Origin of the sequence: Streptomyces olivochromogenes (assembly GCF_001514115.1) — a bacterium.
Lineage (GTDB): Bacteria > Actinomycetota > Actinomycetes > Streptomycetales > Streptomycetaceae > Streptomyces > Streptomyces olivochromogenes.
Map to the genome: position 1 here is coordinate 115,942 of NZ_KQ948469.1, position 17,317 is coordinate 133,258.

12 protein-coding genes and 1 pseudogene are annotated in these 17,317 nt (G+C 69.6%); 7 read left to right on the forward strand and 6 right to left on the reverse strand.

The window, feature by feature from the left end; genetic code table 11:
* Window positions 1-263: 263 nt before the first annotated feature.
* Window positions 264-776, forward strand: coding sequence for a peptide-methionine (S)-S-oxide reductase MsrA (gene msrA, locus AQJ27_RS38430; protein WP_067379430.1), 513 nt, complete (start codon window positions 264-266; stop codon window positions 774-776).
* A 143-nt stretch (window positions 777-919) separates the two neighbouring features.
* On the opposite strand, the gene AQJ27_RS38435 is transcribed toward msrA, so the two are convergent.
* Window positions 920-1,807 carry a helix-turn-helix transcriptional regulator gene (locus AQJ27_RS38435; protein WP_067379433.1) on the reverse strand — a complete coding sequence of 296 codons (888 nt, stop codon included), beginning with the start codon at window positions 1,805-1,807 and terminating at the stop codon, window positions 920-922.
* Window positions 1,808-1,939: 132 nt separating this feature from the next.
* On the opposite strand from AQJ27_RS38435, the gene AQJ27_RS38440 reads away from it, so the two are divergent.
* On the forward strand, window positions 1,940-2,863 hold the full coding sequence (locus AQJ27_RS38440) for an SDR family NAD(P)-dependent oxidoreductase (protein ID WP_067379436.1): 924 nt from the start codon (window positions 1,940-1,942) through the stop codon (window positions 2,861-2,863).
* Between the two features lie 83 nt (window positions 2,864-2,946).
* Here the strand turns inward: AQJ27_RS38440 and AQJ27_RS60960 are convergent.
* A pseudogene (locus AQJ27_RS60960) lies at window positions 2,947-3,087 on the reverse strand (IS701 family transposase); the annotation flags it as partial.
* A 50-nt stretch (window positions 3,088-3,137) separates the two neighbouring features.
* On the opposite strand from AQJ27_RS60960, the gene AQJ27_RS38445 reads away from it, so the two are divergent.
* Window positions 3,138-4,136 (forward strand): NAD(P)H-dependent flavin oxidoreductase, encoded by a 999-nt coding sequence (locus tag AQJ27_RS38445; protein ID WP_067379439.1) that lies wholly within the window; start codon window positions 3,138-3,140, stop codon window positions 4,134-4,136.
* Window positions 4,137-4,359: 223 nt separating this feature from the next.
* Here the strand turns inward: AQJ27_RS38445 and AQJ27_RS38450 are convergent, their stop codons facing one another.
* Entirely contained in the window at window positions 4,360-5,241 is an 882-nt protein-coding gene (locus AQJ27_RS38450) for an SDR family oxidoreductase (protein WP_067379442.1), read from the reverse strand.
* Window positions 5,242-5,326: 85 nt separating this feature from the next.
* On the opposite strand from AQJ27_RS38450, the gene AQJ27_RS38455 reads away from it, so the two are divergent.
* A complete protein-coding gene (locus AQJ27_RS38455; RefSeq protein ID WP_067379445.1) occupies window positions 5,327-5,905 on the forward strand; it encodes a TetR/AcrR family transcriptional regulator in 579 nt (192 codons plus the stop codon).
* A gap of 185 nt (window positions 5,906-6,090) precedes the next feature.
* Here the strand turns inward: AQJ27_RS38455 and AQJ27_RS60265 are convergent, their stop codons facing one another.
* The 3 genes from AQJ27_RS60265 to AQJ27_RS38470 form a co-directional block, all read right to left on the reverse strand.
* Entirely contained in the window at window positions 6,091-7,305 is a 1,215-nt protein-coding gene (locus tag AQJ27_RS60265; RefSeq protein WP_067379447.1) for a PucR family transcriptional regulator, read from the reverse strand.
* A 191-nt stretch (window positions 7,306-7,496) separates the two neighbouring features.
* A complete protein-coding gene (locus AQJ27_RS38465) occupies window positions 7,497-10,433 on the reverse strand; it encodes an AAA family ATPase (RefSeq protein ID WP_079065554.1) in 2,937 nt (978 codons plus the stop codon).
* Window positions 10,434-11,706: 1,273 nt separating this feature from the next.
* Window positions 11,707-12,183: a hypothetical protein gene (locus tag AQJ27_RS38470; protein ID WP_067379451.1), complete on the reverse strand. Its 477-nt coding sequence runs from the start codon at window positions 12,181-12,183 to the stop codon at window positions 11,707-11,709.
* A 368-nt stretch (window positions 12,184-12,551) separates the two neighbouring features.
* Between AQJ27_RS38470 and AQJ27_RS38475 the strand changes: the two genes are divergently transcribed.
* From AQJ27_RS38475 to AQJ27_RS38485, 3 genes are all read left to right on the forward strand, one after another.
* The gene (locus AQJ27_RS38475; protein ID WP_067379454.1) at window positions 12,552-13,022 is read left to right on the forward strand and encodes a DUF1003 domain-containing protein; all 471 of its coding nucleotides are present in this window, start codon (window positions 12,552-12,554) and stop codon (window positions 13,020-13,022) included.
* Window positions 13,023-13,131: 109 nt separating this feature from the next.
* Window positions 13,132-15,819 carry an MGH1-like glycoside hydrolase domain-containing protein gene (locus tag AQJ27_RS38480; RefSeq protein WP_067379457.1) on the forward strand — a complete coding sequence of 896 codons (2,688 nt, stop codon included), beginning with the start codon at window positions 13,132-13,134 and terminating at the stop codon, window positions 15,817-15,819.
* On the forward strand, window positions 15,816-17,267 hold the full coding sequence (locus AQJ27_RS38485) for an alpha-amylase family protein (protein ID WP_067379460.1): 1,452 nt from the start codon (window positions 15,816-15,818) through the stop codon (window positions 17,265-17,267). The genes AQJ27_RS38480 and AQJ27_RS38485 overlap by 4 nt, the downstream gene beginning before the upstream one ends.
* Window positions 17,268-17,317 lie beyond the last annotated feature (50 nt).

Below are 17,317 nucleotides of genomic sequence, written 5' to 3' on the forward strand. Positions count from 1 at the left end.
AACTGTGCCCAGGCCCCTCAAGCCTGTCAATATTAATTGCTAATTAACTTAAAAACGGGATCTCGCGGTGACGTAGGCTCCGCCCCGGGACGGTTTCCGCAGGCTGCGGCGGTGCCCCACCCCCGGCCGATCGCCGGCCGGGCGGGCTGCGCGGAATTGTTTGGAACCCTCACGCGCTGATGAAGCCAGAGGGCATGGGATGCCGCCGGTGTGCGAGCCGAGCAGCCCGAGTGACCGAGGCGACAGACATTGGAGGGGCCGAAATGGCAGCGCAGACGCAGAGGGCCGTACTGGCGGGCGGATGCTTCTGGGGGATGGAGGACCTGATCCGCCGGCTCCCGGGCGTGACAGCGACCCGGGTCGGATACACCGGGGGTGACGTGCCGAACGCGACGTACCGTAACCACGGCACCCACGCGGAGGCCATTGAGATCCTTTTCGACCCCGAGAAGACCGACTTCCGCACGATCTTGGAGTTCTTCTTCCAGATCCACGACCCGAGCACCAGGAACCGCCAGGGCAACGACATAGGTCTCAGCTACCGCTCGGCGATCTACTACGTGGACGACGAGCAGAAGCGGATCGCCGAGGACACCATCGCGGACGTGGACGCCTCCGGACTGTGGCCGGGCAAGGTCGTCACCGAGGTCGAGCCGGTCGGCCCCTTCTGGGAGGCCGAGCCCGAGCACCAGGACTACCTGGAGCGTTACCCCGATGGCTACACCTGCCACTTCCCGCGCCCGGGATGGCGGCTGCCCGCCCGCGCGGAGGGCTGATCCCACGGACGGCTGACCACGCGGTCGGCTGACCGCGTCAGGCGGCAACCAGCTCATCCAGCGTGAGGAAGAACGGCGAGTGCGTCGGCGACCGGACCGGTCGCCGACGTCCGGGAGGCACGTCAAGGCGTCCGGAAGGCACGTCAAGGCATGGTGCGTCCCGGCGTTCGGGTCGGGTCGCCGGCGGGCCGTGTACCGCCGACGTGGTCAGGGGCGTGCATGCTGGCGAGCAGACGCAGGCGTTCTTCGGAGGCGCTGCCCGGCCGTGCGTGGTAGGTGACCAGCGTCTGGCCGCCAGTGCCCGGGACCAGCAGCTTTTCGTAGTGCAGTTCCAGAGGGCCGGCCTCGGGGTGATGAAGCAGGCTGATGCCGGTGGTCTTGTGCTTGACGTCCTGCCGGGCCCAGAGCGTGCGGAAGCGCTCGCTGCGCAGGGAGAGCTCTCCGACGATCTCGACGAGGCGCGGGTCTTCGATGTCCGCGCCGGCGACGGAGCGCAGGTACGGGACGACCCGGGCGGTCATGTCTTCCCAGTCCTGATGGAGTTCCCGCATCTCCGGTTCCAGGAACGCTGCCAGAATGCCGTTGCGCCCCGGCGCGTTGAACGGTGAGAGCGCGATGGCGAGGCTGTTGGCGGCCAGGACGTCCATGTACGTGCCGTGGATGTACGCCGGGGTCAGTGGCCAGGAGTCGATGAGTGTGCGCATGCCGTCACCGACCTGCTCAGGCCTGCGGGGCCGCTTGCGCCGCGGGCTCTTGCGTGTGGCGATCTCCAGCAGGTACGTCGTCGCCTCCTCGTCCAGTCGCAGTGCGCGGGCGATGCTGCGCAGGACCTGCTCCGAGGGGTTCCTGTCGCGGCCCTGCTCCAAGCGGTTGTAGTAGTCGGAGCTGATGCCCGCGAGGAACGCGACCTCCTCGCGGCGCAGCCCCGGGACACGCCGGTTGCCCTGATCCCAGGCCTCGTCGGGCTGGACCAGTTCCCTGCGGGCGCGCAGATACCGGCCCAGTGCGTTGGCGTCTGCGGTGGCTGTCATGTGTCCAGCGTACGAACGCGTTCCGGTTTCATGGGTGGCCCTGTCAGTCCCAGTCTCACCCCGTCCTGGTTCGTTCCACAGCGTGCGGCGCAGTATGACGGCGCAGATCGAACGACCGGAGGAACGCATCACATGTCCCAGCTCTTCACGACCCCGCTCGGCCGCGACAGCACCGCCTCGGAGGTGATCGAAGGCGTCGACCTGTCAGGCAGGCGGGCGATCGTCACGGGCGCGGGCTCGGGCATCGGAGTCGAGACCGCCCGCGCACTGGCGGCCAACGGTGCCGAGGTCACGCTCGCCGTGCGCCGTCCGGAAGCCGGCGAGCAGGTCGCGGCCGACCTGCGCAGGACCACCGGGAACGAGGCGATCCACGTCGCCCGCCTGGACGTGGCCGACCTGGACTCGGTGCGGGCGTTCACCGCCGGCTGGCAGGGTCCGCTGCACATCCTGATCAACAACGCCGGCATCATGATGCCGCCGGAACTCGAGCGGGGCATCGGCGGCCACGAGCTGCAGTTCGCCACCAACTACCTGGGGCACTTCGCCCTGGCCCTGGGGCTGCACGGCGCCCTCGCCGACGGCGACGGAGCGCGCCTGGTCTCGGTCTCCTCCAGCGGCCATCTCTTCTCTCCCGTCGTCTTCGACGACATCGACTTCCGCTTCCGCCCGTACGACGCGCTCATGGCCTACGGCCAGTCCAAGACCGCCGCCATCCTCCTGGCCGTCGAAGCGCAGCGCCGCTGGTCGGGGGACGGCATCACGGCCAACTCCCTGCACCCCGGTGCGATCGCCACCAACCTCCAGCGCCACACCGGAGGCCTGCGGACCCCTGAGCCCTACCGCAAGACGATCGAGCAGGGCGCCGCGACCACCGTGTTCCTCGCCGCTTCCCCGCTGGTCGAAGGCGTCGGCGGCCGCTACTTCGAGGACGTCGACGAAGCCCCTCTCGTCCAGGCTCGGCCCACCCGGCTGGGTGTCCCCGGCGTGGCCCCCTACGCGCTGGACCCGGCGAACGCCGAGCGCCTGTGGGAGCTGGCGAGCGACATCGTCCGCTGACCGTCGCCGAGCGAGGCTTCGAGCCGTTCACGACACCATGGCGGACCTGTGGCGTCCGCCGAGCTGATCGGGCTGTGTCTGCAGCGGGTGGCCAGTTCCGGTTCGGTCGTGAAGGCGATCTTCTCGCCAAGTCCTGCGTCCCGGCAGCGGCTTGGCTCGGCGGTCCAGGAGCGCGGGACACACAGTTCCCGGTCGATTCCACCGCCCGCGTGCATCCAACGGCCGTTTTGGCATGCCGCCCGTCGGCATTTCGTCGGTCCGCTAATGTGCGGCCATGTTGCAGACGAGATTCACCGATATGTTCGGGCTTGCTCATCCGGTGATGTCGGCCCCCATGGCCCTGCACAGCGGCGGAACACTCGCTGCCGCGGTCTCCGCCGCCGGCGGCCTCGGCTGTTTCGGGGGTACGCATCCCTGGAAGGGACCCGACTGGATCCGTGCGGAGATCGCGACCATCCGTGCCACGACGGACCGGCCGTTCGCAGTCGGGTTCATCACGCCGTTCCTCCCCTTCACCGAGCCGCTGTTCGACGCCACGCTGGAGGAGCGGCCGGACGTCGTCGCCCTGTCGTTCGCCGATCCCCAGCCGTGGCTCGCGCGGGCCAAGGACGCGGGAGCCCGGGTGATGTGCCAGGTCCAGAACTACGAGGACGCCGAGGCGGCGGTTGCGGCGGGCGCCGATGTCCTCGTCGCGCAGGGCAACGAGGCCGGCGGTCACACCGGGACGATGGGTCTGCTGCCGTTCCTGACCGGGATCGTGCGGAGGTACCCCGATGTCCCGGTGCTGGCCGCGGGCGGCATCGGCGACGGACGAACGCTCGCGGCCGTCCTCACCGCCGGTGCGGACGGCGCCTGGCTGGGCACGGCATTCCTTGCGACACCCGAGGCGGTCGAGGTGCACGACGTCCACAAGCGCCTGATCGTCGAGAGCGACGGCGGCGACACCGTCTGGACACGGACCTACGACATCGTCTCAGGACTGCCGTGGCCGACCGGAATCGGTGAACGCGTCCGCCGCAACCGGTTCACCGACGAGTGGGCGGAGCGCGAATCAACCCTGCGGGACCGCGCGGAGGAATTCAGGCCTGAGGAAGACGCCAACCCCTTCGGGGCCCCGCCCGACCCCGACACGGGTGAGATCATCTACGGCCAGTCGGCGTCCTTCGTCGAGGGCGTGCGCCCGGCCGCTGACGTGGTCCGCGCCATCAGCGACGAGGCCGAAGCGATCCTGGATTCACGGCCTCGCTCGCTGCTCGGCCGGCCGGCAACCTGATCGGCGGGGCAGTCGAATGGTCCGGCCGGGGTGCGGGGATGGCCGCCCGCCGGACGCTGCACGCGCATGCGTTCCAGGAGCGCGATCAGCTGCGAAACGATCCTCCGTTCCCGCCGCTGACCCGGGGATTCATAGAACCGCGGACAGAGCCGACGTAGGTGAGGGCCTTCCGCTGCCGACGTGAGCGTCGGCAGCGGGGCTCCCCGATCCTCCCGGTCGCCGGTCAGGGCTGGATGTTCTCCAGGTCCTCCAGGAGGCTCGGCTGCTTCGGCTCCCAGCCGAGCGCCTGCCGGGTGTGGGCGCTGGACGAGGGCTGGTCGGTCGCGAAGATCGGGCCGAGGGGACCGTAGGTCTCCGCTGGGACCGACTCGACCGGCAGGCCCAGCCGTCGGCCGATGACCGTGGCGATGTCCCGCACCTTGTCTCCCTCGTCGGCCACGGCATGCCAGGAGGTACCGGCCGATGCCTGCTCCAGGGCGAGCCGGAAGAGGACTGCCGCGTCGAGCGCGTGCACGGCCGGCCAACGCTGTGCGCCGTCGCCCGGGTAGCCGGATTTTCCGGTCTGTCGTGCGATGCCGGTCAGCAGACCGGCGAATCCGCCCGTGCCGTGGTTGTGAACCGTGCGCGGCATGCGTACGGCCGTGCTTCTGACTCCGCGTGAGGCCAAGCCCAGGACCGCTGTGACCGCGCGACCGCGGCCACCGACCGGCCCGTCGGTCGGCAGCGGGTCGGCCTCGGTGGAGACGCGGCCCGGCACCCAGGGCGTACCCGAGACGGTGACGAAGGGGCGGTCGCTGCCGACGAGTTCCTCGCCGAGGGTCGCGAGGGCGGCGCCCTCCTCGGCGACCGCCTTCGCGAGGGCGTCGGGGCTGCTGAAGTCGTTGGCGAATGCCAGGTGGATCACCCCGTCGGCCTGCGCGACGCCGGCGCGAAGGATGTCCAGATCGGCGAGACCTCCCCGGAGCGGTTCGGCGCCGGCCGCCTCGGCGACCAGCGCGGACGCGTCGGAGCGGGCGAGCGCGAGGACGGTGTGGCCGTTGCCGAGCAGTTCGGCGACGACGGCGGAACCGATCAGACCGGTGCCACCGGTGACAAAGACGCGCATGAAACTCTCCCCCAAGTGATGGGACTCTTGTCCCATCACCATAGCAGCGTGATGGGACAAGAGTCCCGTCACGTACGATGGCCCCATGGGTCGATGGGAACCAGGCGCACGTGAACGCCTCGTCATGGCCGCCGTCGACCTGTTCACCGAGCAGGGGTACGACGCCACGACGGTCGCGCAGATCGCCGAGCGCGCGGGAGTCACCAAAAGCACCTTCTTCCGGCACTTCCCCGACAAGCGCGAGCTGCTGGTGGCCGGGCAGGAGACGCTGAGCCGGCTGCTGGCCGAGGGGATCGCCGACGCGCCCGGTGATGCCAGCCCGCTCGAGGCCGTCGCTGCCGGTCTTGAGCGCGCCGCGAGCGCGATGGGCCCCATGAATCGCGAGCTCGCCCCTCGCCTGAAGGCGGCCGTCGCCGCCAGCGCCGAACTTCAAGAACGTGACGCCCTCAAGAGCGTCAGCCTCGCGGCCGCGATGACAACCGCTCTGGTCGCCCGCGGCGTACCTGGTCCGACCGCGGCTCTCGCGGGCGAGCTGGGCGTCCTCGCGTTCAAACGGGGGTACGCCGAATGGTCCGAGGGCGACCGCGACGCCAAGGACGGGCTCGCCGAGTACACCCTGGCGGCCCTGGACGAGTTGCGTGCGGCGAGCGCGTCGCTGGGCTGACCGGACCAACCTCGCCCGTCGTTCACAGAACTGCGGTCACAGCCGTTTTCCGGAGTCCTCATCGAACAAGCCGAGCAGGGCGATGAGGAGACGGTCCGTCAGCGACCCTTGACGGTATCGACGAACGAGCAGTTCACGAATGCGGCAAGGATGCGGGCGCGACTCGCCCCGTGGCGCCGTTCGGCTCAGTTGTCCGCCGTATCCGCGGTGCCGGTCGAGGACGGGGGCTTCGGCGTCTGCCGTACGGCCCGCAGCGCGAGGGAGAGTTCGGTGATGCCGCGGGGGTCGGTGAGGGAGCGGCCCGTACGCTCGGCGATGCGGCGCAGGCGCAGGCGCACCGTGTTGGGATGAACGTACAGACGCTTGGCGGCCTCCTCGGCCGATCCACCGCAGTCGAACCAGGCGTCCAGCGTGTCCAACAGCAACTCACGATCGCCGGCCGGCAGGGCCTCGATCGGACCGAGGACCTTGGTGACGACGCGGGCCATGACGTCGGGGGCGCCGGCTGCCGCGACCGCAACCGGGGAGTCGTCGAAGACTGTCACGGCGCCGCTCTCCGCGTCGCCGCCGCGCATGGCGACCTTGGCGAAGCGCAGGGCTTCCCCCGTGCGGCACAGGTCGTCGTAGGAGGGACTCACCCCAACCCGCTGCCTCGCGTGCTGCCGCAACACCTCGGTGAGGTCGTTCAGGTCCCGCGGGGTACGCAGGTACACGATGCCCAGCTGCATGTCGGGGCGTAGCCGCCAGGCGGACCGAATTCCGCGCCGGCTCAGGAGGGCCGCAGCCTCCGGCAGGGCCTGCCGGCCGATGTGCGGTACCTCTGCGGCGACCACGGTGAATGGGCCCTTGCGCGGCACGCCCAGAACCTCCGCCGCGGACCACGCGGCGTCGGCGTCCATGCTCCTGCCTTCCAGCAGCGCCTCCACCAGCGCCGAACGCTCATGCTCATGGGCGACGAGCCGCTCGGCCACCGCGTCGTGGTATCCGGAGACCATGGCCTCGGTGATGCCGTCCTGGAGCACCCACATCGCCGAGGCCGCCGCGACCAGCATGTCGCTCCCCACCCCGGGGTTTGTGGTGGCTTCGGCGAGTACTGCCTCCCAGAAGTACTTCACGCCGATGCGGTACGCCGTCATCACGGCGGGAAGCGGCACATTCTGCAGAGCGCGGCGGCGGCCGATACGGGCCGCGGCCTCGGTGTCCACAGGTACCTGTCCGGTCAGCGCCCGGAGTGCGTTGCCGAGGTGGGTCCGGCAAGCCTCCTCCAGCTCTTCCGCGGGCACCACGTCGTAGTGGTAGTCGCGCGAGCCGGCGCGGATCCGCGCCGCCATCTCCTTCGCCAGCTGCCCGACGCGTTCGAGCAACACGGTCGCCAGGGCGTTGATCTCCTTCTCGACCAAGGTCTTCTCCGGCTCACCGATCAGGAGTCTTTCCTCTACAGTACCGCCGGAGCATCGGTTCGTACCGTGCCCGAGTCACCTGACACCACCGCGGGCCGGCGACGACCGGAAGCCGTTGGACGAGTCGGCGGGACTTCGACGCATGGCCCAGGCCAGTATGCGGACCAACTGGTCATGCGGTGCGGCACCGTTCAGTCATACGTAGCCGAACGGGGTTGGTCCTCGCCGGGTGCCATCGCCTCCAGGGCGGCGCGAAGCGCGGCGCGTGAGGTGATACCGAGCTTGGGATACATCCGGTGCAGATGGGAGCCGACCGTGCGGTGGGACAGGAACAGCCGCTCGCCGATCTGCTTGTTTGTCAGGCCGATGGCCGCCAGCTCGGCGATCTGGCGTTCCTGCACGGTCAACACGGCTGTCGGCGCGTCCGACCCGGTGGTGGTGGCGACGCCAGTGGCGCGTAGCTCGTTGCGGGCCCGCTGGGCCATGGCTTTCGCGCCGATCCGGTCGAAGGTTTCGAGGGCGGCGCTCAGGTACAGGCGGGCGCGGGGGTCGCGGGTGCGGCGCAGCCACTGCCCGTATGCGAGCTGGATGCGCGCGTGTTCCCACGGCCACCGGGCCGCTTGGGGCAGGGCCAGGGCTGCCTCGAACAGGGAGCCGGCTTCCTTCTCGTCGGCAGCCACAGCCGCGGCCCCGGCGGTGATCATCGCGATGCGGGGGGAAATGCAGTGGATGCCTGCCTCTTGCGCAGCGGCGACGTGGGCGCGGGCCTCGTCCATGCGGCCGGTGCGAACCGCCGCCTCGACCAAGTCCAGGACCACCCACCTGCCCGGAATACCGGGGCTCGGTGCGCCGGATGGATCGACCCTGGCCACCTGGACGTGGGCCTCCTCGTAGTCGCCTTGGCCCATGGCCGCGAGGTGGCGGGCCGACCGGGCATACCCCTCCGTCACCTTGATGCCGCGGGGCGCCGCCCAGGTCGTGGTCTCCTCGCTGCGGACGCGGGCCAGATCAGCGTTGCCACGCAGAGCCGCGCCTGATGCCAGCAGGGCCCGAATCTGTCGTTCCCAGAAGTGGTAGCCGTAGACCGCTGCCAGGTCCAACCCCTCCTGCGCCAGACTCTCGGCCTCGTCCCACTGTCCGTGGACGTAGGAGTCGTGGCAGAGCAGCATCAAAGCGGGAATGACCATGGCGATCGCGCCGCCGTCACGTTCCCGTTCGATCATGCGAGCGACCAGGTACCTGTAGTCGGACAGGGTGTCCATCGCGACCGCCGCGAAGGCCAGGGGGATCAGCTGCCAGGGTGCCGCGTCGGCAGGCAGTGCCGCGAAGGCGTCGGCGAGGCCCTTCCGCAACGCATCGGGGGCGCGAGTGGGGTCGACGTACGCGTCGTGGCACAGCCTGAACGGTGATACCGCGGCCGGTTCGAACCGGGCCATTGCGGTCCTGAGGAGCTGCCACGGCTCGGGGCGGAGGGCATACAGGCTGACGAGCAGCAGCGCGTACAGGATGCCGTAGTGATCCCAGTTGTCGTTCTTGGCGGTGTCGGTGTTGGCGTCGAGCGCCCGGGTCAGGAGCCGGTAGGCGGCATCGACATCGCCCTCATCGTTCGTGAGGAGGTGGGCGGTGGCGGCGAGGACCAGCCCGGTCGGCGTGTCGAGTACCTGGCCCGCATCGGCCAACAGCCTTGGAACGTCTTCGAGTTGACCGGTGAAGGTCGCGAGGTAGGCGGCCTCGACCAGTCGGCGGGACCGGTCGCCCGGATGCGGGCTGAGTTCACCGGCCCGCATGAGCGCGGCCACCGCCGCGGACGCGGCGCCGCGCCGCCGGTCGAAAACGGCCACCTCGTCCGACGCCCGGGCCGCGTCGCCGGACACTGCGCCGCGGCGCCAGGCGGACAGGGCCGCTTCGTCCAGCGCCCGGGCCACCGCCTCGTCCGGTTCGGTCGCGGCCTCGGCCAGATGCCACGCCCGGCGGTCAGGGAAGTCGGCCAGGGCCACGGCCAGGGAGTGGTGCGCGCTCCGGCGGTCACCAGGGGATGCCAGGTGCACGATCGCGGCGCGGACCAACGGATGGCGAAACGCCATGTGGCCGACGGCCGCATCGACATCTACCAGGTTCGCCTGCTGCGCCAGGGCCAGGTCGTCGACGCCCGCGGAATCCTGGGTGGCCTTCCAAATCGTGGCCAGGTCGGCGGCGGCGTACAGCGCAGCCACGAGCAGCACCGTTCGGGTTGGCGCAGGCAGCCTTTCGATGGCAGAGGCGAAGACCGCTTCCAGCCGTCCGGAGAGAGGCAGGAGCGCGGGCAGCGGGTCCCGGCCTGACCGCTGCCGGCTGCTCAACGCCGCCGGCAGCTCCCGCAGCGCGAGCGGGTTGCCCGCAGCCTCGGCCAGCAACCGCCGCCGTACCGTCGGCGTCAGTCCGGGCCAGCGGGCGTCCAGCAGCTCGGCCGCCGACTGCGCAGCCAGCGGCCCGATCTCGCGTACGGGCAGCTGGAGTTGGCGCCAGAGGCCCTCGGTTCCCGTTCGGGCGGCGGCAAGGAAGACGACCGGATCGTCACTGATCCTGCGGACGACGAACCCCAGCGCGGTCGCGCTGGCGCGGTCGATCCACGGCATGTCGTCGGCGATCATCAGCAGCGGACGCTCTACGGTCGCCTGGCCGAGCAGCGCGAGTACCGCCGTCGAGGCGGCCAGCGGGTCCGGCGACAGTCCCGGGGCGAAACCGAAGATCCGGTCGAGGACGTCTCGATGGTGGCCGGCGAGCCGGTCGGCATGCCGGCGCAACGGCCAGAGCATCTGGTGCAGCGCCGAGAAGTTCATCTCGGCCTCGAACTCCACGCCGGAGGCGCGCAGTACCCGCATTCCGACGTCTGCGGCCCGTACCGCGGCGGCATCCAGCAGCGCCGTCTTTCCCACCCCCGGGGCGCCACGCAACAGCAGGCTGGTGCCGCCCCGATCATGTCTGGCAACCAGCGAGTTGATCAGTTCCAGCTCGGCCGTGCGCCCGGCAAAATCCTCTCCAGGCCGTGAGTTCGCAGACTTCCCACCCTCAAATTGATTGCCGGAAAAAATATGATGGATTGACAAGAAAGAGCATCCTTTATGATTTATTCCATCTGTGGCGATCAAGGCCCGGCTCGCAGTCGGTCCTCGGCTCGGCCACCCGGCTCAGCGACGCCGACCATCGCCGATACCGACCTTTTCCGCTGACAACGATGTCCCGGCGTGAGGCCATATCGGAGCAGGGTTCAGGTCACCTCCTCTCGCATCGACAACAAGATCATCTCGAATGGAGGAGCGGTGGCCGATGTTCGCGGCCACAGCAATCGGCTCCGACGGCAGTGACTGGCCACATCGTCGCCACGCGGCATCAGACCGGGGATCGTGAACATCTCCGCCGGACGCCGATGAAATGCGTCAGCGGAGGACGAATCAGCTCCCCTGACTCTCGGCGTCAGCGGCGGCTTCAGGAACCTCCTGACCCCGCGGCGCCACGCAGAGCGTGCCTCGCCCCACATGAAAGGCCACCGCGATCTGGGACATTCCGACCGGCAGGGTGCTGAGCGGGAACAGGGTCCGCTGTCCCTCATACGGGGATCGGGCCACTCGACGGCCGTAGTGCCGGATGCGGCGACGCAGCCGACTCGCGCGGGGGCCCGGCGCGCGGATACCCGTTCGTGCTGCCGCCTCGCGTCGCGCACATCAACCCACCGGTCGGCGTTGCGGCCCCGAACCGGCCGCGAGGCATCAGGTGCGCTGGGCACGGCCGATCCGGATCTCGCCGGGCAATCGACGGTTGACGCGGCGATGGTGTTCCCCTGAGCCTGGCCGGTCCTGCGCGCGTATCCGGTCGGCTCCTCGGGCACGGCCCCATGCGCGTTGTGACGACGCGCTCGCAGGCATCGCCAAGGATCGGTGCGGCGGGCTGGGCATGGTCTTGATCAGCCCGTCAGGTCGCCTCAGCGCCCGCCGAGACCCCGTTTCTCCCCCGCGTGCGCTTTCGTTCAGTGGCCCGAAGGTCGTCCGGCCCGGGGCCGGCGAGGGCGCGGGTGACCTTCGTTGTCGCCGATACAGATGTCGCGCCCGCTTCGTCGGCACGTGACTGACGGCGATCCGTTGCGCTGACCGACAGAGCTCGGCTTCATGGTGATGGCGGACCGGTCCGGGGCAGGCTCCCGGCTCACCGGCTGCGAGTGCTCAATGCCACCCGCATACTGGCGCGCGACCACCGAGACACCGTCAGGACTGGCGCGGGACAATCGGGCAGGAGGCGACACTTCGCCGCACCAAGCGACACTTCGCCGCACCAACCGGCCAACAGGAAGCGGGTCATGGGCACTGTCCCACGACCCGCTACCCCGGCCGTTCAGCCGCTCGCACCCGCAGGCACGTCAGAAACCGACTACTTCGCTGCGTCGGCCGCTTCGTCCGCCTCCGCCCGTGCCAGAACCGCGTCCAGCGTGGCGTACTCGGCCTCCTCGATGGCCGCGATCGCGAAGTCCATGGTGGCGGCGGCGTACTCCTCGGCGTCGTCGGCGGCGCTCTGCAAACGCTTCACGTCCCGCTCCGCCTTGCGCTCCTCCAGCTTCTCGCGGACCGAGCCCACATGCTCCTGCCAGGAGGTCTGCACCTGGTTCCAGGTTCCGGCGACATTCGCCTTCGCCCGTTGCCCATTCGCCTGCAGCCTCTGCGTGCCCTGCTCGGCCTTGTCCCTTGCGTCGGCCACCGCGGCGGACAGCTTCTGGCGGTCCTCCGCGACACTTGCCGCCACGGTCCGCTGCGCTTCCTGGGCCTTCCGCGAGAGCTCGTCGAGGCGGCCGACCTGGCCGTCCGAGGTGGTGCCGGGCGCCTGGTTCTTCTGCGGCGTCGGGTCTGACATGGTGCATCCCTTCCTTGACGGATGTGTGCTGTGCGATGACAGGACGTGCTGAGGCGCGTACCGGGGGAATCAGTGGAGCCGGGCCGGTCGCCTCCCCGCCCATGTCGGTGAGCCGAACGCCGCGGCCAGGGACAGAGCGGCGAGGAGCAGATACCCGACTACCGGGCCGATGCGGTCACTGTTGGCGGAAGCGGCGCTGCCGTGACTCTGCCGCAGGGCCGGCTCGGCTCGCTTGGGTCAATCGACTCAATGAACGACGTACGGGGACGGCATTCGGCCTTGCGGGCAGTCGATTGACCCAAGGGAGGCACGTGCCCCGCACGTACGCTGGCGGCCGTCTCTCGCGAACAGCGGATCAAGGAGTGGCCATGGCCCCTGGCAACAATGGGTTCGACGTACGCCTTCCGAACGAACAGGCCGTTCTCGCACGGATGCGCGGGACCCAGGACCGGATCGCGGACGCGATCACCACCTTCGCCGGAACGATGCAATTCGTGTATATCCACGCGGCGTGGTTCACGGTCTGGATTGCCTTCAACGAGGGGCTGTTCGGCCGCTCCGCGGTCTGGGACCCATACCCTTTCGGACTGCTCACGATGATCGTCAGCCTTGAGGCGATCTTTCTGTCCACCTTCGTCATGGTGAGCCAGAACCGCCAGGCGATGCGCGAGAAGGTCCGCGCCGACCTGGACTTCGAGACCAATATCCGCTCCGAGGTGTGGTCGGCTCACATCGGACATGCCCTCGGCGTCGACCCCGCGCAGGTCGAACAGGAGGTGCAGACCCTCCTCGCGCAGAACCAGGCGAAGATGAGCGGAACTGAGCAGTCATCTCCATAGACGCCGTGAGACAGAAGCGTGGTCGGCAGGTCCGCCCCCGCGGAATCATTGCGACCGAGTCCGGAAAGTCCGATTCTTGAGTGAAGGTGCTGTGTGGGGAGGGCATTCGATGGCAGCGAAAAGCGGTGCGGCGGACCCCGAGCGACTGCGGCTGGCGGAGGCCGACGAGGGGCGGGCGGCGTGGCGGCGCTGGGGGCCCTATCTGAGCGAGCGGCAGTGGGGCACGGTCCGCGAGGACTACAGCCCCGGCGGTGATGCCTGGTCGTACTTCACCCACGACCAGGCACGTTCACGGGCCTACCGCTGGGGCGAGGACGGCATCGCGGGAGTCAGCGACGACAAGCAGCGGCTGTGCTTCGCGCTCGCCCTGTGGAACGGCCGGGATCCGATCCTCAAGGAGCGGATGTTCGGCCTGACGAACGCCGAGGGCAATCATGGGGAGGACGTCAAGGAGTACTACTTCCACCTGGACTCGACGCCCACCCACTCGTACATGAAGTACCTCTACAAGTACCCGCAGGGCGCCTTCCCGTACGACGATCTCGTGACCGTCAACCGGTCCCGCGGGCGGCACGATCCCGAGTACGAACTCCTCGACACCGGCGTCTTCGACGAGGACCGCTACTTCGACGTGTTCGTCGAGTACGCCAAGGCAGGCCCCGAGGACCTGCTGATCGAGATCACCGCGCACAACCGCGGACCCGACGAGGCCACCCTCCACCTGCTGCCGACGCTGTGGTTCCGGCACACGTGGTCGTGGGCGGGCGGCACCGCCGTGCCCGGCCTGCGGCGGACCCCGGGTGCCATCCGCGCAGTTCACGACGAACTCGGCCCGCGGTGGCTGTACTTCACCGGCGAGACGGAAACCCTGTTCACCGAGAACGACACCGACAACGAGCGCGTCTTCGGCAGTGCGAACGCCACCCCGTACGTCAAGGACGGCATCGACCGGTACGTCGTCCACGGCGAGTCCGGCGCCGTCAACCCGCAGCAGACCGGCACGAAGGCCGCCGTCCACCACGTCCTCACCGTGCCCGCCGGCGACAGCGTCACCGTACGGCTGCGCCTGACCGACACCGAACTCGCCGACCCCTGGGCCGCGTTCCACCAGGTGCTCGACACGCGGCGGACCGAGGCCGACGTGTTCTTCGAGGGCGTCGTCCCCGACGGTCTGGCCGAGGACGAACGGCGCACGGTGCGGCAGGCGCTCGCCGGGATGCTGTGGAGCAAGCAGTACTACTACCTCGACGTCGAGCGCTGGCTCGCCGAGCACGGCGTCGACCCGCTGGCCGCCGACCCCCGTGTCCGCAACAGTTCCTGGTACCACATGGTCAACGACGAGGTCATCTCGATGCCCGACACCTGGGAGTACCCCTGGTTCGCGGCCTGGGACCTCGCCTTCCACGCCATCGCCCTGTCCATGGTCGACATCGGTTTCGCCAAGTCGCAGCTGGAGTTGCTGCTTCGGCGCCTGTATCTGCATCCCAACGGCCAGATCCCGGCGTACGAATGGAACTTCGGTGACGTCAACCCGCCGGTGCACGCCTGGGCCGTCCTCTTCGTCTACGAGCTGGAGAAACACCGCACGGGCCGCGGCGACCGCGCCTTCCTGGAGAGCGCCTTCCAGAAGCTGATGAAGAACTTCACCTGGTGGCTCAACCGCAAGGACGTCGACGGCAACAACGTCTTCCAGGGCGGCTTCCTCGGTCTCGACAACATCGGCGTCTTCGACCGAAGCGCCCCGCTGCCCACCGGCGGCCACCTCGACCAGGCCGACGGCACCGCGTGGATGGCCCTGTACTGCCAGAACCTCCTGGAGATCGCCCTCGAACTGGCTGACGACAACCGGGTCTACGTCGAACACGCACAGACCTTGTTCGAGCACTTCGCCTGGATCACGGTCGCGATGAACCACATCGGCGACGACAACCAGAGCCTGTGGGACGAGGAGGACGGCTTCTTCTACGACGTCCTGCGCCTGCCCGACGGCGGCGCGACCCGGCTGAAGGTCCGCTCCCTGGTCGGGCTGATCCCGCTCGCCGCGACCAGCGTGATCGGCGGCTGGACGGATCGCCGCTTTCCGGAACTGATCCAGGGCGCACGGGAGTTCGTGCGCGGGCACCCGGCCGTCGACGCCCTTGTGTCCTCCCACCACGTCCTCGGGCCGGGCGCGGCGGGGCATCATCTGTTCGCCCTGTTCGACGAGGACAGGCTGCGGCGCATCCTGTCCCGCATGCTCGACGAGGACGAGTTCCTCGGCCCGCACGGCATCCGCTCACTGTCGCGGTATCACGCCGCGCACCCGTACACCTTCGAGGTGCACGGCGAGCCGTACGGGGTCGGCTATCTGCCCGCCGAGTCGGACTCCGGCATGTTCGGGGGCAATTCCAACTGGCGTGGCCCGGTGTGGTTCCCGGTCAACCTCCTCCTCGTCCGCGCCCTGCTGAACCTGCACGCCTACCACGGCGACGACTTCACCGTGGAGTGCCCGACCGGCTCCGGCCGGCGGATGAACCTCTACGAGGTCGCGCGCGAGATCGCGGACCGGCTCACCGCCACCTTCCTGCTCGACGCCGAGGGCCGCCGCCCGGTGCACGGCGCTCAGCCGAAGTTCGCCAAGGACCCGCACTGGCGCGACCTGATCCTGTTCCACGAGTACTTCCACGGAGACACCGGCGCCGGACTCGGCGCCTCCCACCAGACCGGCTGGACCGGTCTGGCCGCGGTCACCGCCACCCTGTTCCATCTCGTCGGCGACGGTGACTGGGGCGCCTTGAGGGAGGAACCCCTGTCATGACGGTGATATACGAGATCAACACCCTGGTCTGGCTCCGCGAGTTGGGCCATCGGTACGGACGGCCCGTCGCTTTGGGCAACGTGCCCGGCGAGGTCTGGGACGAGGTCGCACGGCCGGGTGTGGACACCGTATGGCTGATGGGTGTGTGGGAGCGCAGCCCGGCGGGACTCGGCATCGCCCTGCGGGACGACCGTCTGCTCGCCTCCTTCCGCGACGCCCTGCCCGACCTCACCCCGGCGGACATCGCCGGGTCCCCGTACTGCGTACGCGACTACGTCGTCGACGAGAGCCTCGGCGGCCCCGAAGGACTGGCCACGGCGCGGGCCGAACTCGCCGCGCGGGGCGTACGCCTGATCCTGGACTACGTCCCCAACCACGTGGCCCCCGACCATCCTTGGCTCACCGAGCGGCCGGACTGCCTGGTCCGGGGCACGCCGGACGACCTGGCCCGCGCACCCGAGGCCTTCCTGGAGGCGGGCGGGCAGGTGTACGCGCGCGGCCGGGACCCGTACTTCCCGCCGTGGCCGGACGTCGTGCAGCTGAACGCCTTCAGCGACGACCTGCGGGCGGCGGCGGTGGACACGCTGGCGGCGATCGGCGACCAGGCGGACGGAGTGCGCTGCGACATGGCGATGCTCCTCATGAACGACGTGTTCGCGAAGACATGGGGCGACCGGGCGGGCACCTCACCCGCCGAGGACTTCTGGCCGTACGTCATCCGCAGGGTCCGCGAGCGACACCCCGATCTCCTCTTCGTCGCGGAGGCTTACTGGGACCTCGAATGGGACCTCCAGCAGCAGGGCTTCGACCACTGCTACGACAAACGGCTCTACGACCGCCTGGTCCACGAGGGCGCCGGTGCCGTCCGCGCCCACCTCGGTGCCGGCCTCGCCTACCAGCGCCGGCTCGTCCGCTTCCTGGAGAACCACGACGAACCCCGGGCCGCCGCCGTCCTGCCCGACGGACGGGAACGCGCCGCGGCCGTGGCCGTCGCCACCCTGCCCGGCGCGACCCTCTGGCACGAGGGCCAGTTCGAGGGGCGCCGCGTACGCCCGCCCGTGTTCCTCTCGCGTCGGCCCCAGGAACCGGCCGACGCGTCCCTGCGCGACTTCTACGACCGCCTGGTGACCGCCGCGGCCCCCGTCCGCGAGGGCGACTGGGAGCTGCTGACCTGCACGGGGTGGCCGGACAACGACACCCACCACAACCTGCTCGCCTGGTCCTGGACCGGGGGCCAGGACCGGTACCTCGTCGTGATCAACTACTCCGATCGGCCCGCCGAGGGGCGGGTTCCACTGCCCTGGACCGACCTTCACGGGCAGTCATGCAAGCTGACCGAACTGCTCACCGAGAACACCTACGAACGGGCGGGCGACGAACTGGCCGACCCGGGCCTGTTCGTCGCCCTCGGCGCCTGGCACTGGCACCTGCTCTCACTGAACCGGTAGGCGACGGGTGGCCCTTGCGGTTCGGCCGACGGGGCCACCACCTTCCTCAT

Excerpts from the sequence above, each read along its gene's own strand:
- msrA (WP_067379430.1), top strand. The coding sequence starts at position 264 with ATGGCAGCGCAGACGCAGAGGGCCGTACTGGCGGGCGGATGCTTCTGG.
- AQJ27_RS38435 (WP_067379433.1), bottom strand. The coding sequence starts at position 1,807 with ATGACAGCCACCGCAGACGCCAACGCACTGGGCCGGTATCTGCGCGCC.
- AQJ27_RS38440 (WP_067379436.1), top strand. The coding sequence starts at position 1,940 with ATGTCCCAGCTCTTCACGACCCCGCTCGGCCGCGACAGCACCGCCTCG.
- AQJ27_RS38445 (WP_067379439.1), top strand. The coding sequence starts at position 3,138 with ATGTTGCAGACGAGATTCACCGATATGTTCGGGCTTGCTCATCCGGTG.
- AQJ27_RS38450 (WP_067379442.1), bottom strand. The coding sequence starts at position 5,241 with ATGCGCGTCTTTGTCACCGGTGGCACCGGTCTGATCGGTTCCGCCGTC.
- AQJ27_RS38455 (WP_067379445.1), top strand. The coding sequence starts at position 5,327 with ATGGGTCGATGGGAACCAGGCGCACGTGAACGCCTCGTCATGGCCGCC.
- AQJ27_RS38470 (WP_067379451.1), bottom strand. The coding sequence starts at position 12,183 with ATGTCAGACCCGACGCCGCAGAAGAACCAGGCGCCCGGCACCACCTCG.
- AQJ27_RS38475 (WP_067379454.1), top strand. The coding sequence starts at position 12,552 with ATGGCCCCTGGCAACAATGGGTTCGACGTACGCCTTCCGAACGAACAG.
- AQJ27_RS38480 (WP_067379457.1), top strand. The coding sequence starts at position 13,132 with ATGGCAGCGAAAAGCGGTGCGGCGGACCCCGAGCGACTGCGGCTGGCG.
- AQJ27_RS38485 (WP_067379460.1), top strand. The coding sequence starts at position 15,816 with ATGACGGTGATATACGAGATCAACACCCTGGTCTGGCTCCGCGAGTTG.